The 14840-nt window shown below is 70.8% G+C and carries 11 protein-coding genes; 4 read left to right on the top strand and 7 right to left on the bottom strand.

From position 1 onward, the window contains the following. Positions 1-27: 27 nt before the first annotated feature. From SMA5143A_RS01180 to SMA5143A_RS01195, 4 genes are all read right to left on the bottom strand, one after another. The gene (locus SMA5143A_RS01180; protein WP_107460937.1) at positions 28-2157 is read right to left on the bottom strand and encodes a 3-hydroxyacyl-CoA dehydrogenase NAD-binding domain-containing protein; all 2130 of its coding nucleotides are present in this window, start codon (positions 2155-2157) and stop codon (positions 28-30) included. Then, positions 2154-3371: a thiolase family protein gene (locus SMA5143A_RS01185; protein ID WP_107460938.1), complete on the bottom strand. Its 1218-nt coding sequence runs from the start codon at positions 3369-3371 to the stop codon at positions 2154-2156. The genes SMA5143A_RS01180 and SMA5143A_RS01185 overlap by 4 nt, the downstream gene beginning before the upstream one ends. A gap of 224 nt (positions 3372-3595) precedes the next feature. Continuing rightward, entirely contained in the window at positions 3596-4621 is a 1026-nt protein-coding gene (locus SMA5143A_RS01190; protein WP_107460939.1) for a LacI family DNA-binding transcriptional regulator, read from the bottom strand. Further along, positions 4618-7014: a glycoside hydrolase family 2 protein gene (locus SMA5143A_RS01195; protein ID WP_107460940.1), complete on the bottom strand. Its 2397-nt coding sequence runs from the start codon at positions 7012-7014 to the stop codon at positions 4618-4620. Before SMA5143A_RS01195 ends, SMA5143A_RS01190 begins: the two co-directional genes overlap by 4 nt. A 159-nt stretch (positions 7015-7173) precedes the next feature. Here SMA5143A_RS01195 and SMA5143A_RS01200 point away from each other — a divergent pair, with 159 nt between their 5' ends. The 3 genes from SMA5143A_RS01200 to SMA5143A_RS01210 are packed head-to-tail and all read left to right on the top strand — an operon-like array spanning position 7174 to position 10294. Continuing rightward, positions 7174-8490 (top strand): ABC transporter substrate-binding protein, encoded by a 1317-nt coding sequence (locus SMA5143A_RS01200; protein WP_107460941.1) that lies wholly within the window; start codon positions 7174-7176, stop codon positions 8488-8490. Then, complete coding sequence (locus tag SMA5143A_RS01205) at positions 8490-9443, top strand: carbohydrate ABC transporter permease (RefSeq protein WP_107460942.1); 954 nt, start codon at positions 8490-8492, stop codon at positions 9441-9443. Before SMA5143A_RS01200 ends, SMA5143A_RS01205 begins: the two co-directional genes overlap by 1 nt. Further along, positions 9440-10294, top strand: coding sequence for a carbohydrate ABC transporter permease (locus SMA5143A_RS01210; protein ID WP_107460943.1), 855 nt, complete (start codon positions 9440-9442; stop codon positions 10292-10294). Before SMA5143A_RS01205 ends, SMA5143A_RS01210 begins: the two co-directional genes overlap by 4 nt. A 118-nt stretch (positions 10295-10412) precedes the next feature. Here the strand turns inward: SMA5143A_RS01210 and SMA5143A_RS01215 are convergent, their stop codons facing one another. The 3 genes from SMA5143A_RS01215 to SMA5143A_RS01225 all read right to left on the bottom strand — a co-directional run bounded on the left by SMA5143A_RS01215 (position 10413) and on the right by SMA5143A_RS01225 (position 13514). Then, on the bottom strand, positions 10413-11708 hold the full coding sequence (locus SMA5143A_RS01215; RefSeq protein ID WP_181361666.1) for an HRDC domain-containing protein: 1296 nt from the start codon (positions 11706-11708) through the stop codon (positions 10413-10415). A 197-nt stretch (positions 11709-11905) separates the two neighbouring features. Continuing rightward, entirely contained in the window at positions 11906-12565 is a 660-nt protein-coding gene (locus SMA5143A_RS01220) for a helix-turn-helix transcriptional regulator (RefSeq protein WP_055540149.1), read from the bottom strand. Between the two features lie 319 nt (positions 12566-12884). Continuing rightward, on the bottom strand, positions 12885-13514 hold the full coding sequence (locus tag SMA5143A_RS01225; RefSeq protein ID WP_181361667.1) for a DUF3000 domain-containing protein: 630 nt from the start codon (positions 13512-13514) through the stop codon (positions 12885-12887). Between the two features lie 229 nt (positions 13515-13743). On the opposite strand from SMA5143A_RS01225, the gene hemE reads away from it, so the two are divergent. Further along, the gene (gene hemE, locus SMA5143A_RS01230) at positions 13744-14811 is read left to right on the top strand and encodes a uroporphyrinogen decarboxylase (protein ID WP_107460946.1); all 1068 of its coding nucleotides are present in this window, start codon (positions 13744-13746) and stop codon (positions 14809-14811) included. Positions 14812-14840 lie beyond the last annotated feature (29 nt).

Here is a 14840-nt window from a genome sequence, read left to right on the forward strand (position 1 = left end):
GGGCAGACGGGACTTTCGCAACACGCCCTAGGCGGGGACCGATGCCACGCCCGGCTCCAGGAACTTCTTGCCGTTCACCCGCTCGCTGACGCCCTCGCGGTCCAGGTACGGCGTGATGCCGCCCAGGTGGAAGGGCCAGCCGGCGCCGGTGATCAGGCAGAGGTCGATGTCCTGCGCCTCGGCGACGACACCCTCGTCGAGCATCAGGCCGATCTCCTGCGCCACGGCGTCCAGGACCCGGGCGCGCACCTGCTCCTCGGTCAGGACGACGTCGCCCTGCTTCAGGAGCGCGGCGACCTCGGGGTCCAGCTCCGGCTTGCCGGAGTCGTAGACGTAGAAGCCGCGCTTGCCCGCCTTGACGACGGCCGCGAGGTTCGGGGAGACCGTGAAGCGGTCCGGGAAGGCCCGGTTGAGGGTCTCCGAGACATGCAGACCGATCGCGGGTCCGACCAGCTCCAGCAGGACGAGGGGAGACATCGGCAGGCCCAGGGGCTCCACCGCCTTCTCCGCGACCTCGACCGGCGTGCCCTCGTCGATGACGTTCTGGATCTCGCCCATGAAGCGGGTGAGGATGCGGTTCACGACGAACGCCGGGGCGTCCTTCACCAGCACCGCGGTCTTCTTCAGCTTCTTGGCGACGGCGAAGGCCGTGGCCAGCGAGGCGTCGTCGGTCTGCTCACCGCGGACGATCTCCAGCAGCGGCAGGATCGCGACCGGGTTGAAGAAGTGGAAGCCGACGACCCGCTCGGGGTTCTTCAGCTTCGACGCCATCTCGGTGACCGACAGCGAGGAGGTGTTGGTGGCGAGGATCGCGTGCGCCGGGGCGACCGCCTCGACCTCCGCGAACACCTGCTGCTTGACCCCGATCTCCTCGAACACGGCCTCGATGATGAAGTCCGCGTCCGCGAAGCCCTCGGCCTTGTCCAGGACACCGGTCACCAGCGCCTTGAGGCGGTTGGCCTTGTCCTGGTTGACGCGGCCCTTGAGCAGCAGCTTGTCGATCTCGGCGTGGACGTAGCCCACACCCTTGTCGACGCGCTCCTGGTCGATGTCGGTCAGCACGACCGGCACCTCCAGGCGGCGCAGGAACAGCAGCGCGAGCTGCGAGGCCATCAGGCCGGCGCCGACGACACCGACCTTGGTGACCGGACGGGCGAGCGACTTGTCCGGCGCGCCGGCCGGGCGCTTGCCGCGCTTCTGCACCAGGTTGAAGGCGTAGATGCCGGCGCGCAGTTCGCCGCCCATGATGAGGTCGGCGAGGGCGGTGTCCTCGGCGTCGTAGCCCTGCTGGAGGTCGCCGTTCTTGGCGGCGGCGATGATGTCCAGCGCGCGGTAGGCGGCCGGGGCCGCGCCGTGCACCTTGGAGTCCGCGATGAAGCGGCCCTTGGCGACGGCCTGGTCCCAGGCCTCACCGCGGTCGATGACCGGGCGGTCGACGACGATCTCGCCCTTGAGGACGGACGCCGTCCACAGCAGCGACTGCTCCAGGAAGTCGGCGCCCTCGAAGAGGGCGTCGGCGATCCCCAGCTCGTAGACCTGCACGCCCTTGAGCTGCTTGTTCTGGTTGAGGCTGTTCTCGATGATCACCGAGACGGCCTTGTCGGCGCCGATCAGGTTCGGCAGCAGCGTGCAGCCGCCCCAGCCGGGGACCAGGCCGAGGAAGACCTCGGGGAGCGAGAACGCGGGCAGGGCCGCGGAGACGGTCCGGTAGGAGCAGTGCAGACCGACCTCGACACCGCCGCCCATCGCGGCACCGTTGTAGTACGCGAAGGTCGGGACGGCGAGGGTCGCCAGCCGCTTGAAGACCTCGTGGCCGCCCTTGCCGATGGCGAGCGCGTGCTCGTGCTCCTTGAGGAGCTCGACACCCTTGAGGTCGGCGCCGACCGCGAAGATGAACGGCTTGCCGGTGATGCCGACACCGACGATCTCGCCGGCGGCGGCCTCCTTCTCGACCTGGTCGATGGCGGTGTTCAGGTTCGCCAGCGACGCCGGGCCGAAGGTGGTCGGCTTGGTGTGGTCGAAGCCGTTGTCCAGCGTGATCAGGGCGAAGCGCCCCGCGCCGAACGGCAGGTCGAGGTGGCGTACGTGCGCGCTCGTCACGACCTCGTCCGGGAACAGCTCCGAGGCCTGCTTGAGAAGCTCGGCGGTGGTGGTCACTTGTCCCCCTCGAAGTGCGGGTTCTCCCAGATGACGGTGGCGCCCATGCCGAAGCCGACGCACATGGTCGTCAGGCCGTAGCGGACGTGTCGCTGCTCCTCGAACTGGCGGGCCAGCTGCGTCATCAGACGCACGCCGGAGGAGGCCAGCGGGTGACCGAAGGCGATGGCGCCGCCGTACTGGTTCACGCGCGCGTCGTCGTCGGCGATGCCGTAGTGCTCCAGGAAGGCGAGGACCTGGACGGCGAATGCCTCGTTGATCTCGAACAGGCCGATGTCATCGATGGAAAGGCCCGCCTGGGCGAGCGCCTTCTCCGTGGCCGGGATCGGGCCGTAGCCCATGACCTCCGGCTCGACACCCGCGAAGGAGTACGCCACCAGGCGCATCTTCACCGGGAGGTCGTGCTCGCGGGCGAAGTCCTCGCTGGCGATGATCGAGGCGGTGGCGCCGTCGTTCAGACCGGCCGCGTTACCGGCGGTGACCCGGCCGTGGACGCGGAACGGCGTCTTCAGGCCCGTGAGGTTCTCGATGGTCGTGCCCGGACGCATCGGCTCGTCGGCGGTGACCAGGCCCCAGCCGGTCTCGCCGGCCTCGGGGTTGGTGCGGCGCACCGAGATCGGCACCAGGTCCTGCTGGATCTTGCCGTTGGCGTACGCCTTGGCGGCCTTCTCCTGCGAGCGCACGGCGTACTCGTCGGCGCGCTGCTTGGTGATGGTCGGGTAGCGGTCGTGCAGGTTCTCGGCGGTCATGCCCATGAACAGGGCGGACTCGTCGACCAGCTTCTCGCTGACGAACCGCGGGTTCGGGTCCACGCCCTCACCCATGGGGTGGCGGCCCATGTGCTCGACACCACCGGCGATGGCGACGTCGTAGGCGCCGAAGGCGACGGAACCGGCGACCGTGGTGACGGCGGTCAGGGCGCCGGCGCACATGCGGTCGATGGAGTAGCCGGGGACGGTCTGCGGCAGACCGGCGAGGATGCCCGCCGTGCGGCCGATGGTCAGGCCCTGGTCACCGATCTGCGTGGTCGCGGCGATGGCGACCTCGTCGATCTTCGCCGGCTCCAGACCGGGGTTGCGGCGCAGCAGCTCCCGGATCGCCTTCACGACGAGGTCGTCGGCGCGGGTCTCGTGGTAGATGCCCTTCGGGCCCGCCTTGCCGAACGGGGTGCGGACGCCGTCGACGAAGACGACGTCCCTGACGGTACGAGGCACGATGGCTCTCCTCCAGGGTGCGGGATGGCACTACTGCTGCACGACACGCTGAGCGCGCGCTCAGGCCCATGCTACTTACGAGTAACCGGACTGCCCACCCCTGAGGGCGGGAGCGGTGAACGTCACACACCCTCGGCGTGTTACCGCCGGTTACATGCACCCAGCTTAGGGGTGCGGGGAACCGCGCGACCAGCCCGAAACGCCTCCGCGGCGCCGGACCGCGATCACGCCGCCGGAGCGGTGGACCCCCTGGGCACCAGGACCGGGGTCGCCACCGGATGGGAGGAGGCCTCCCCGGCGATCACCCCGAACAGCGTGCGCGCCACCTCCGCCCCGAACCCGTGCACGTCATGGCTCATCGCCGACAGGGTCGGCCGGGTGAGCCGGCACAGCTGCGAGTCGTCCCAGGCCAGCAGCGAGACGTCCGCCGGCACCCGCACCCCCATCTCCGCGGCCACCGACAGGCCCGCCACCGCCATGATGTCGTTGTCGTAGAGGATCGCGGTCGGCCGGTCCCCGTCGGGCGCGCTGAGCAGCGACCGTGTCGCCCGGGCCCCGTCCTCCCCGGAGAAGTCGGTCGTCACCTGGCGCACCCCGGCCAGCCCCAGCCGGCGCGCCGCCTCGTCGACCGCGGCCGTCCGGATGGCCGTGTGCCCCAGCAGCGCGGCGCCCCCGACCCGCGCGATCCGCCGGTGTCCGAGCGCCGCGAGATAGCGCACCGCCTCCGACACGGCGGTCGCGTCGTCCGTCCACACCGAGGTGAGCCCGCCGGTCAGGGACGGATGCCCGACCGCGACGACCGGCATGCCGAGCCGCCGCGCCGACTTTGCCCTCGGATCGTCCGCCCGGAAGTCCACCAGGATCGACCCGCTGACCTGCCGCCCCCGCCACCAGGCGTCCTGCACCGCCATCTCCTCGTCCACGTTCCGCACGAGACGCAGCAGCAGCGAGCAGGACCGCTCGGTCAGCACGCTCTCCACCCCGGAGACGAACTCCATGTAGAACGGCTCCAGCCCCAGCAGCCGCGCCGGCCGGCAGACCGCGAGCCCCACGACGTCCACCCGCCGGCTCGACAGCGACCGCGCCGTCAGGTTCGGTGTCCAGCCGAGCTCCCGCGCCGCCGCGAAGATCCGGTCGCGCGTCGCGTCGGACAGCCCCGGCTTGCGGTTGAAGGCGAGCGAGACCGCCCCCTTGGACACTCCGGCACGCGCGGCGACGTCCTTGATCGTCACCCGAGGGGGTGTGCTCATCGGGCGGGCTCCACACAGAACAGGGCCCGCCGGACGGCCGCCTCGTCCGGTACGGCCGCCCAGCCCGTCACCCCGATGGTGACCCGCTCCCCGGGCAGCAGCGTGACCCGTCCGGTGTCGGCCCGGGCCCCCGCGTCCAGCCGGTCGGCCTGGAGCAGCAGGTCCCGCAGCAGTGTCCGCGCGGTCACGGTCACCGCCCCCGGCGCCACCTCGACGTCGAACTCCGGCCGAGGGTAGGGCACGTCACGGTCGGGTGCCTGGAAGCGCAGCGCCCGCAGTCCGTCCACGTCCGCCACCAGGAACTCCTTCGCGCCCGTCGGCTCCACCTCACGCGGCACCGGCACCTCGACGACCGCGCGGCGCCCGACGGCCACGCCGGGGACCGGGAACTCGGCGATCACCTCGCCGTCCACCGACATCCGCCGCAACCGCGGCGCGGTCGGCTCCCACACCTCACCCGCCTGGTTCACGACGGCCAGCACCAGTGCTCCGCCCCGCTCCTGAACCGTCACCAGCCGGTCCGCGTACAGCCGCCGCAGCTCGTGGTAGAGCGGCTTCTCCCTGCCGTCGCCGTCGATCGCCGCCCAGGACGTCACCGGCCAGCAGTCGTTGAGCTGCCACACGACCGTGCCCGCGCACACCGGCCAGTGCGACCGCCAGTGCTCGATGCCGGCGGCGACGGCCCGCGCCTGGTTCAGCTGCGTCAGATAGTGCCACCGGTCGAAGTCCCCCTCGGGCAGCGCGAAATGACGGGCGAGACCCCGCTCCAGCTTCCCGTTGCCGTCCTCCGCCTTCTGGTGGTGCAGCATCCCCGGCGAGTCGGCGGCCAGCTCCTCCCCGGCCTCGGCCAGCGCCCGCCGCAGCGTCGCGTACGCGGGCGGAGCCTGCCAGCCGAACTCCGCCACGAACCGGGGCACGTCCGCCCGGTACTGCGCGTAGTCCTCCCGGTTCCACACCTCCCAGGAGTGGTGCGTGCCGTGCGCCGGGTCGTTCGGATGGTGGTCCCAGGACCCCGACCAGGGGCTGCCCGCCGTGTACGGCCGCGTCGGGTCCAGCTCCGCCACGATCCGCGGCAGCACACCCAGGTAGTACCCCTCACCCCAGGACTCCCCGGCGAGCCGCTCCTCCCAGCCCCAGTCCCGGAACCCCCACAGGTTCTCGTTGTTGCCGTTCCACAGCACCAGCGAGGGATGCGGCATCAGCCGTACGACGTTCTCCCGGGCCTCGGCCTCCACCTCGCCCCGCAGGGGCTGCTCCTCCGGGTAGGCGGCGCACGCGAAGGGGAAGTCCTGCCAGACCAGCAGACCCAGTTCGTCGCAGACGTCGTAGAAGTCGTGGCTCTCGTAGATCCCGCCGCCCCAGATCCGCACGAGGTCGACACCCGCGTCGGCCGCCTGGGTGAGGCGGGAGCGGTAGCGGTCGCGGGTGACGCGGGAGGGGAAGGCGTCGTCCGGGATCCAGTTCACGCCCCGCGCGAACAGCCGCTCGCCGTTGACGACGAAGGTGAACCCGGTGCCGTGCTCATCGGCCCCCCGGTCGACCTCCACGGTCCGGAACCCGACCCGCCGCCGCCAGATGTCGAGCCCCTGACCCCCGACCTCGTGCAAGGTCAACTCCACGTCGTACAGCGGCTGTTCACCGTACCCGCGCGGCCACCACCGTGCGACGCCGGGCAGCTCCAGCCGGACGACGCCGCTCGTGCCCTCGACCTCCGCGACCGCGTCGACGCCCCCCACCCGGGCCCGCAGCCGCAGCCCCGCCTCCACGGCCACCCGCTCCACGTCGACGTGCAGCTCCACCGTCCCGGTCGTGCCCTCGACCGTCACCAGCGGCCGGACGCGGGCGATCCGGGCCGTCGACCAGTGCTCAAGGCGCACCGGCCGCCAGATCCCCGCGGTCACCAGGGTCGGCCCCCAGTCCCAGCCGAACGAGCAGGCCATCTTGCGGATGAACTGGAAGGGCTCGGGATACGCGTTCGGCCGGTCGCCGAGCCGTTCGCGCACCGCCTCCGCCTCGTCGTACGCGGAGGTGAACCGCACGGAGAGCCGGCCGCTCATCCCGGTGACATCGAAACGGTACGACCGGTGCATGTTCCGCACCGATCCCAGCGGCCGCCCGTCGAGCCGGATCTCGGCGGCGGTGTCCAGCCCGTCGAAGACCAGGTCGGTCCGGTCCCGCCCGCCGGCCGTCCCCGACCCCGGCAGATCCACCTCGTACGTCCACTCCCGGCGCCCCACCCATGCGACCTCGGTCTCGGCGCGCCCGAGGAAGGGATCCGGGATCAGCCCCGCCGCCAGCAGATCGGTGTGCACGCACCCGGGCACGGCGGCGGGCAGCTCCCGCCCCTCGTACCGCAGGATCCAGCCCTCGGTGAGCGGGGTGGCGTCGAGCATGCGCCCTCCTAAACCGGTCCAGTCGATGACGCGGCAGCATCACGAAAAGTTTCGGCACCCTTGGCGAGATTGGGACTTTACCGGTTCAGTGAACGGCTGCCAGAGTGCCGAACCAGCCAACCCACCCGTGCTCGTCCGTCCCGAACGGAGCTGGTGCACATGAACCACCGAAGGACGCTCACCGGAACACTGCTCGCCGCCGCGCTCCTCGCGTCGGGCTGCACAGGCAGCGGAGGAGGCGCGAAGGCCGCCGACGCGAAGGCACCCGACGATCCGTCGAAGGTGTCCGGAACCATCAAGGTCCTCACCCACCGCACCGACATCGTGCAGGACGGCACGATGAAGAAGTACGCGGCGGAGTTCAACAAGATCTACCCGAAGGTGAAGGTCGAGTTCGACGCGATCACGGACTACGAGGCCGAAGTCAAGATCCGTATGAACACGAAGAACTACGGCGACGTCCTCATGATCCCCAGCGTCATCAAGAAGAACGACTACCCCAGGTTCTTCGCCTCCCTCGGCACCCAGGACGAGCTCGCCGAGAAGTACCGCTTCACCGGCTTCACCACGGTCGACGGCAAGGTCTACGGCCAGAGCCCCATGGGCGCGACCCCCGGCTTCCTCTACAACAAGCGGGTCTGGGCCGAGGCCGGCGTCACCGACTGGCCCACCACGCCCGACGAGTTCCTCGCCGCGCTGAAGGCCATCAAGTCCAGGACCGACGCCGTCCCCTACTACACCAACTTCGCCGCACAGTGGCCGCTCACCCACTGGACGTACGTCAACGGCTCGGTCAGCTGCGACCCCGGCGCCACCACCGCCCTCGCCGAGACCGACCCCTGGGGCGAGAACGGCGAACTCCGCGTCGGTGACACCCTCTTGTACGACATCGTCAAGCAGGGCCTGATCGAGAAGGACCCGACCACCACCAACTGGGAGGAGTCCAAGCCCCAGCTCGCCAAGGGCGAGATCGCCACGGCGTGGCTCGGCAGCTGGGCGGTCATCCAGTTCCGGCAGGCGGCCGAGAAGGCCGGGGCCGACCCCGACGACATCGGCTTCATGCCGTTCCCCGCCCGCGTCGACGGCAAGGCGTGCGCCACCGCCAACCCCGACTACAACCAGGCCGTCAGCATCCACTCGAAGCACAAGGCGGCCGCCCGCGCCTGGGTCGACTGGTTCACCGACAAGTCCGGCTACGCCGAGGACAACCTGTCGATCGCCACGCTGAAGAACGCCCCGCTGCCCGAGTCGCTCAAGCCGTACGAGGAGCAGGGCGTGAAGCTCATCGAGCTCGACGACGCCGAGGGCGGCCGGGTGAAGGAGATCGACAACGCCTCGGAGGTCGGCATCTACGCCCCCGAGTACCGCCAGGACCTCGTCGACCTCGCCCGTGGCGCCAAGGACGGCACCCTCGACGACTTCCTCGACGACCTGGGGAAGCGCTGGACCGAGGCGCGCAAGACCGTGGGTTCCTGATGCCCGCCACGCACACGACCGAGAAGGTGGCGCGGCCCCCGTCGGCCGCGCCACGGCCCCCGGTGCCGAGGCCGGCCCCCCGCTCGGTGCGCCTGTGGCGGGGGCTCACCCCGTGGCTGTTCCTCGCCGCCCCGCTGGCCCTCCTGGTCACCTTCACCTACGCCCCGGTCGCCAACATGCTGGCGTACAGCTTCACCGACTGGGACGGCGTCAGCCCCGAGCTGAGCTACATCGGCGCCGACAACTACGGGGAGATCTTCACCCGCCCCGAACTGTTCCAGGTCTTCTTCGTCAGCGGCTACTACCTGGCCGCCTCGGCGGTGCAGATCGCCCTCGCCCTCTACTTCGCGACCGTCCTCAGCTTCAACGTGCGCTTCCGGAACTTCTTCAAGGGCGTGCTGTTCTTCCCGTACCTGATCAACGGCGTCGCGATCGGCTTCGTCTTCCTCTACTTCTTCCAGGACGGCGGCACCCTCGACTCGGTCCTCGCCCTCGTCGGGTACGAGTCCGACCGCGCATGGCTCGGCACCTCGACCTCCGCGAACATCTCCCTCGCGAGCGTCTCCGTCTGGCGCTACCTGGGCCTGAACTTCGTGCTCTTCCTCGGCGCGATCCAGTCCATCCCGGGCGAGCTGTACGAGGCCGCCGAACTCGACGGGGCGAGCCGCTGGCACCAGTTCCGGTACATCATCGCCCCCGGCATCAAACCGGTGCTGAGCCTGAGCGTGATCCTGTCGATCTCCGGATCCCTCTCGGTCTTCGAGATCCCGTACATCATGACCGGCGGCGCCACCGGCACCGAGACCTTCGTGATCCAGACCATCGACCTGGCGTTCCGCTTCAACAAGACCGGCCTCGCCTCGGCCGCCGCCGTGGTCCTGCTGCTGATCATCCTCGCGGTGACCTGGGTGCAGCGCCGTCTCGTCCCGGACGACAAGGTGGACCTCACATGACGCTCGCGCACCCGACCCCGGTCGTACGCCGCCGGGTCGCCCGGACGCTCACCCGTCTCTCCCTGGTCATGGCGTCCGTGGTCGTCCTGCTGCCGCTCGCCGTGGTGTTCCTGACCTCGCTCAAGTCCGAGCAGGAGATGGCGAAGGGCAGCCGGGCGCTCGGTCTGCCCGACGATCTCCTCAACTTCCGGAACTACGTGACCGCGTTCCGGGACGGCGAGATGCTCGCGGCCTTCGGCAACACGGCCTTCATCCTGCTGTTCGCCGTCACCGGCACGGTGGTCATCGGCTCGATGGCCGCCTACGCCATCGACCGGTTCACCTTCCGCTTCCGCAAGCTGGTCGTCGCGCTCTTCCTCGTCGCCACGCTGGTGCCGGGGGTGACGACCCAGGTGGCGACCTTCCAGATCGTCGACAGCTTCGGCATGTTCGACAGCCTCTGGGCGCCGATCGCTCTCTACATGGGCACCGACATCGTCTCGATCTACATCTTCCTGCAGTTCGTCCGGTCGATCCCGATCTCCCTGGACGAGGCCGCCCGCCTCGACGGCGCCAACGCGTTCACCATCTACCGGAAGATCATCTTCCCGCTCCTGAGGCCGGCGATCGCCACCGTCGTCATCGTGAAGGGGATCACGGTCTACAACGACTTCTACATCCCCTTCCTCTACATGCCCTCGGAAGACCTTGGCGTGATCTCGACATCCCTGTTCCGCTTCAAGGGCCCCTACGCCGCCCACTGGGAAACGATCTCGGCCGGAACGGTCCTGGTCATCCTGCCGACCCTGATCGTCTTCCTGGCCCTCCAGAGGTTCATCTACAACGGCTTCATGAGGGGAGCGACGAAGTGAGGCAGGGGGCGCCTCGTGACTCCCGGGAGCCCGACAGGGGCGCGGGGAACCGCGCGACCAGCCCCCACACACCCGCACCCACACCGCACGCACCCCCAGGCGCCCCTCCGCGGAGCGGCTACGCGCCGTTGCCCACCGCCGACAGCGCGCCCACCAGCACCGGCGTCACCAGCTCCACCTGCCACGCCCGCGCCCCGTACCCCGCGAGCGAGGCGGAGATCGAGTCGGCGTCGGCCGTGACCGGCGGCTCCCAGCACAGCCGCCGCACCGTGTCCGGCGTGATCAGGTTCTCCTGCGGCATGTTCAGCTGCTCCGCCAGGGCGCTGACCCCGGCCCGCGCCGCGGACAGCCGCGCGGCCGCCGCCGGGTCCTTGTCGGCCCACGCCTTCGGCGGCGGCGGCCCCGTCACCGGTTGCCCGTGCGCCGGCAGCGCGGTCTCGGGCAGCGCCTTCGCCCGGTCCACCGCCGCCTGCCACTGCTCCAGCTGCCGCCGTCCCATGCGGTGCCCGAAACCGTTCAGCCCGGCGAGGGCCTGAGCGCCGGCCGGCAGCGCCAGGGCCGCCTCGACGATCGCCGCGTCGCTGAGCACCTTGCCCGGGGAGACGTCCCGCCGCCGCGCGATACGGTCGCGGGCCTCCCACAGCTCCCGTACGACCGCCATCTGCCGTCGGCGCCGTACCTTGTGCATCCCGGACGTACGCCGCCACGGGTCCTTGCGGGGCTCGGCGGGCGGCGCCGTCGCGATCGCGTCGAACTCCTGGCGGGCCCATTCGAGCTTGCCCTGCCGGTCCAGCTCCTTCTCCAGCGCGTCCCGCAGGTCGACGAGGAGCTCCACGTCGAGGGCGGCGTAGCGCAGCCAGGGCTCGGGCAGCGGGCGGGTCGACCAGTCGACCGCGGAGTGGCCCTTCTCCAGGACGTAGCCGAGGACGTTCTCCACCATCGCGCCGAGACCGACGCGGGGGAACCCGGCGAGCCGGCCGGCCAGCTCGGTGTCGAAGAGACGGCTGGGGACCATGTCTATCTCGCGCAGACAGGGAAGGTCCTGGGTGGCCGCGTGGAGCACCCACTCCACGTCGGAGAGCGCCTCGCCGAGGCCGGAGAGGTCCGGGCAGGCGATGGGGTCGATGAGCGCGGTGCCCGCGCCCTCACGGCGCAGCTGCACCAGATAGGCGCGCTGGCCGTAGCGGTATCCGGACGCGCGTTCGGCGTCGACGGCGACGGGGCCGGAGCCGGCGGCGAACGCGGCGATCACCTCGGCCAGCGTCGCCTCGTCGGCGATCACGGGCGGAATGCCGTCCCGCGGCTCCAGCAAAGGGATCGGCGCCTCCGCGTCAGAAGATCCGCCGTCGTCCGGAGGGGCGCCTCCGGTGGTTCGCAGGGTGCTGTCTGCTGCGGTCTCTTGGGCGTCGGTCACCTGTCAAGGGTATCTGTGTATGGACATGGCCCGCCGACGGAACGTTCCGTCGGCGGGCCACGCAGGGGCGTAAACAAGTCATGTGTCACACGTGTCAGTGAAACTTCCCGGCGAATCGGGAGAGTCCGGGCGTCATCGAACGATCTCGGCCTCCTCCCGGCCGCTCCGGCGTCCTTCCCGGCCGCTCCGGCGCGACCTCAGTGGATGATCCCGGTGCGCAGGGCCACCGCGACCATTCCGGCGCGGTCACCGGTGCCGAGCTTGCGGGCGATACGGGCGAGGTGGCTCTTGACGGTGAGCGCGGACAGGCCCATGGACACGCCGATCGCCTTGTTCGACTGGCCCTCCGCGACCAGGCGCAGCACCTCGACCTCGCGGCCCGACAGCTCCCGGTAGCCGCCCGGGTGGCTCGGGGCACCCGGGGGGCGGCGGTGCATACGGGCGGCGGAGCCGAGGGGGGCGGCGCCGGGGCGGGTGGGCAGTCCGATGTTGGTGCGGGTGCCGGTGACGACGTATCCCTTCACGCCGCCCGCGAGGGCGTTGCGGACGGCGCCGATGTCGTCGGCGGCGGAGAGCGCGAGGCCGTTGGGCCAGCCCGCGGCTCGGGTCTCGGAGAGGAGGGTCAGGCCGGAGCCGTCCGGCAGGTGGACGTCTGCCACGCAGATGTCACGGGGGTTGCCGATGCGGGGACGGGCCTCGGCGATGGACGAGGCCTCGATGACATCGCGGACACCGAGGGCCCACAGGTGCCGGGTGACGGTCGACCGGACGCGAGGATCGGCCACCACCACCATCGCGGTCGGCTTGTTCGGACGGTAGGCGACCAGGCTTGCGGGCTGCTCGAGGAGAACGGACACCAGGCCTCCTGGGTGCGGGACGGGGGGGCCGGTTCGCCGGGCTCGTGGGGTCGAAGCCGGGACGAACCGTGCTTTCAAGGTCACAGAGGTCTTCGGCATCAAACCTCTGCTCCTTTAGAGAATGATCACGATTTGGTGAGTAACAATCCGTGCAATTCGGACACGTCTTCGATCATTCGAAGATCGAACGGTGTCGCTTCACGTCGATACGAGGCCGAAAGTGGCCGTATCGACAAAGTGATGGTTTCGATCGGCGTGGCGACGCGGCACGAAAAAGGACCGTGCCCCTCGGGGCACGGTCCTCGGACGGCGACGGGTCTCAGCGTGACTGGGGCCCCCGCCGCTGCGGAAGCGTCACCACGGCGGCGTCCCCCGGATCGACGGCGGGCGGCAGCCCGGCGATCTGGGCGAGCAGATCGCACCAGGACGCGAGGTGCGCCGCGGTGTCCGGGACACCGCCCAGCACCTCCCGCGGGGTCCAGGACGCCCGGATCTCGATCTGCGAGGCCGCGGGCCGCTCGGCGAGCCCGCCGAAGTAGTGCGAGCCGGCCCGGGTCACCGTCCCGCTCGGCTCGCCGTACGACAGTCCGCGCGTCTGCAGCGCGCCGGTCAGCCAGGACCAGCACACCTCGGGCAGCAGCGGGTCCGCGGCCATCTCCGGCTCCAGCTCCGCGCGGACCAGCGTCACCAGTCGGAAGGAACCCTGCCAGGCGTCGTGGCCCGCCGGGTCGTACAGCAGGACGAGACGGCCGTCGGCCAGGTCCTCGTCGCCCTCGACGACCGCGGCCTCCAGGGCGTACGCGTAGGGGGCGAGCCGCTGCGGCGGCCGGGTCGGCTCGATCTCGATCTCCGGCCGCAGGCGGGTGGCCCTCAGCGCGTCCACCGCGGAGCGGAACGGCAACGGGGCCGTTCCGCCCGCATCGCGCTCCCCCTCCTTCGCGTCGTCCATTCCGCCAGCGTCGTCCGACAGTCGTCCCTGAGCCGCAGCCATGCCGGAACAGTAAGGGGAACGGAGCCTCGGCGCAGGGCAAGACACCCGTGCGCTGGGTCACGGTCGGATCGCGCTCAGCGAACGCGGCCGGGCCGCGTCCCGGCGGTGGTGGCCGGAAACATTCGGTGCCCCGCGTTGTCCACAGCCCGGGCCGTCCCTGTCAAGCGGGCGTGCGAGACTTTGCCTCGTGAGTGCCAACGCCAGCCCCTCGGGCCACCAGCCGACCGCCACGTATGACTCCGCCTTCCTCAAGGCGTGCAGGCGCGAGCCCGTGCCGCACACGCCGGTGTGGTTCATGCGGCAGGCCGGGCGCTCACTGCCGGAGTACCTGAAGGTGCGCGAGGGCATCCCGATGCTGGAGTCGTGCATGCGGCCCGAGCTGGTCACGGAGATCACCCTCCAGCCGGTCCGCCGGCACCAGGTGGACGCGGCGATCTACTTCAGCGACATCGTCGTCCCGCTCAAGGCCATCGGCATCGACCTCGACATCAAGCCCGGCGTCGGCCCGGTCGTCGAGCGCCCGATCCGCAGCCGGGCCGACCTCGCCCAGCTGCGCGACCTGACCCCCGAGGACGTCTCGTACGTCACCGAGGCGATCGAGCTGCTCACCGCCGAGCTGGGCGGGACCCCGCTCATCGGCTTCGCCGGCGCCCCCTTCACCCTGGCCAGCTATCTCGTCGAGGGCGGCCCCTCCCGCACCTACGAGAACGCCAAGGCGATGATGTACGGCGACCCGGAGCTCTGGGCCGACCTGCTCGACCGGCTGGCCGAGATCACCGCCGCGTTCCTCCGTGTCCAGATCGAGGCCGGCGCCTCCGCCGTCCAGCTGTTCGACTCCTGGGCGGGCGCGCTCGCCCCCGCCGACTACCGCCGCTCCGTGCTGCCCGCCTCGGCGAAGGTCTTCGACGCCGTCGCCGGATACGGCGTCCCGCGCATCCACTTCGGCGTCGGCACCGGTGAGCTGCTGGGCCTCATGGGCGAGGCGGGCGCGGACGTCGTCGGCGTCGACTGGCGCGTCCCGCTCGACGAGGCCGCCCGCCGCGTCGGCCCCGGCAAGGCGCTCCAGGGCAACCTCGACCCGACGGTCCTGTTCGCCGGCCCCGAGGCCGTCCGGACCAAGACCCGCGAGGTGCTCGACTCGGCCGCCGGCCTGGAGGGCCATGTCTTCAACCTGGGCCACGGCGTCCTGCCCTCCACCGACCCCGACGCGCTGACCCGCCTCGTGGAGTACGTCCACGAGCAGACCGCCCGCTAGGGCGCGTTGCGAAAGTAGCGTCGTCTGCC

The organism is Streptomyces sp. MA5143a (assembly GCF_900290235.1).
Taxonomy (GTDB): Bacteria; Actinomycetota; Actinomycetes; order Streptomycetales; family Streptomycetaceae; genus Streptomyces.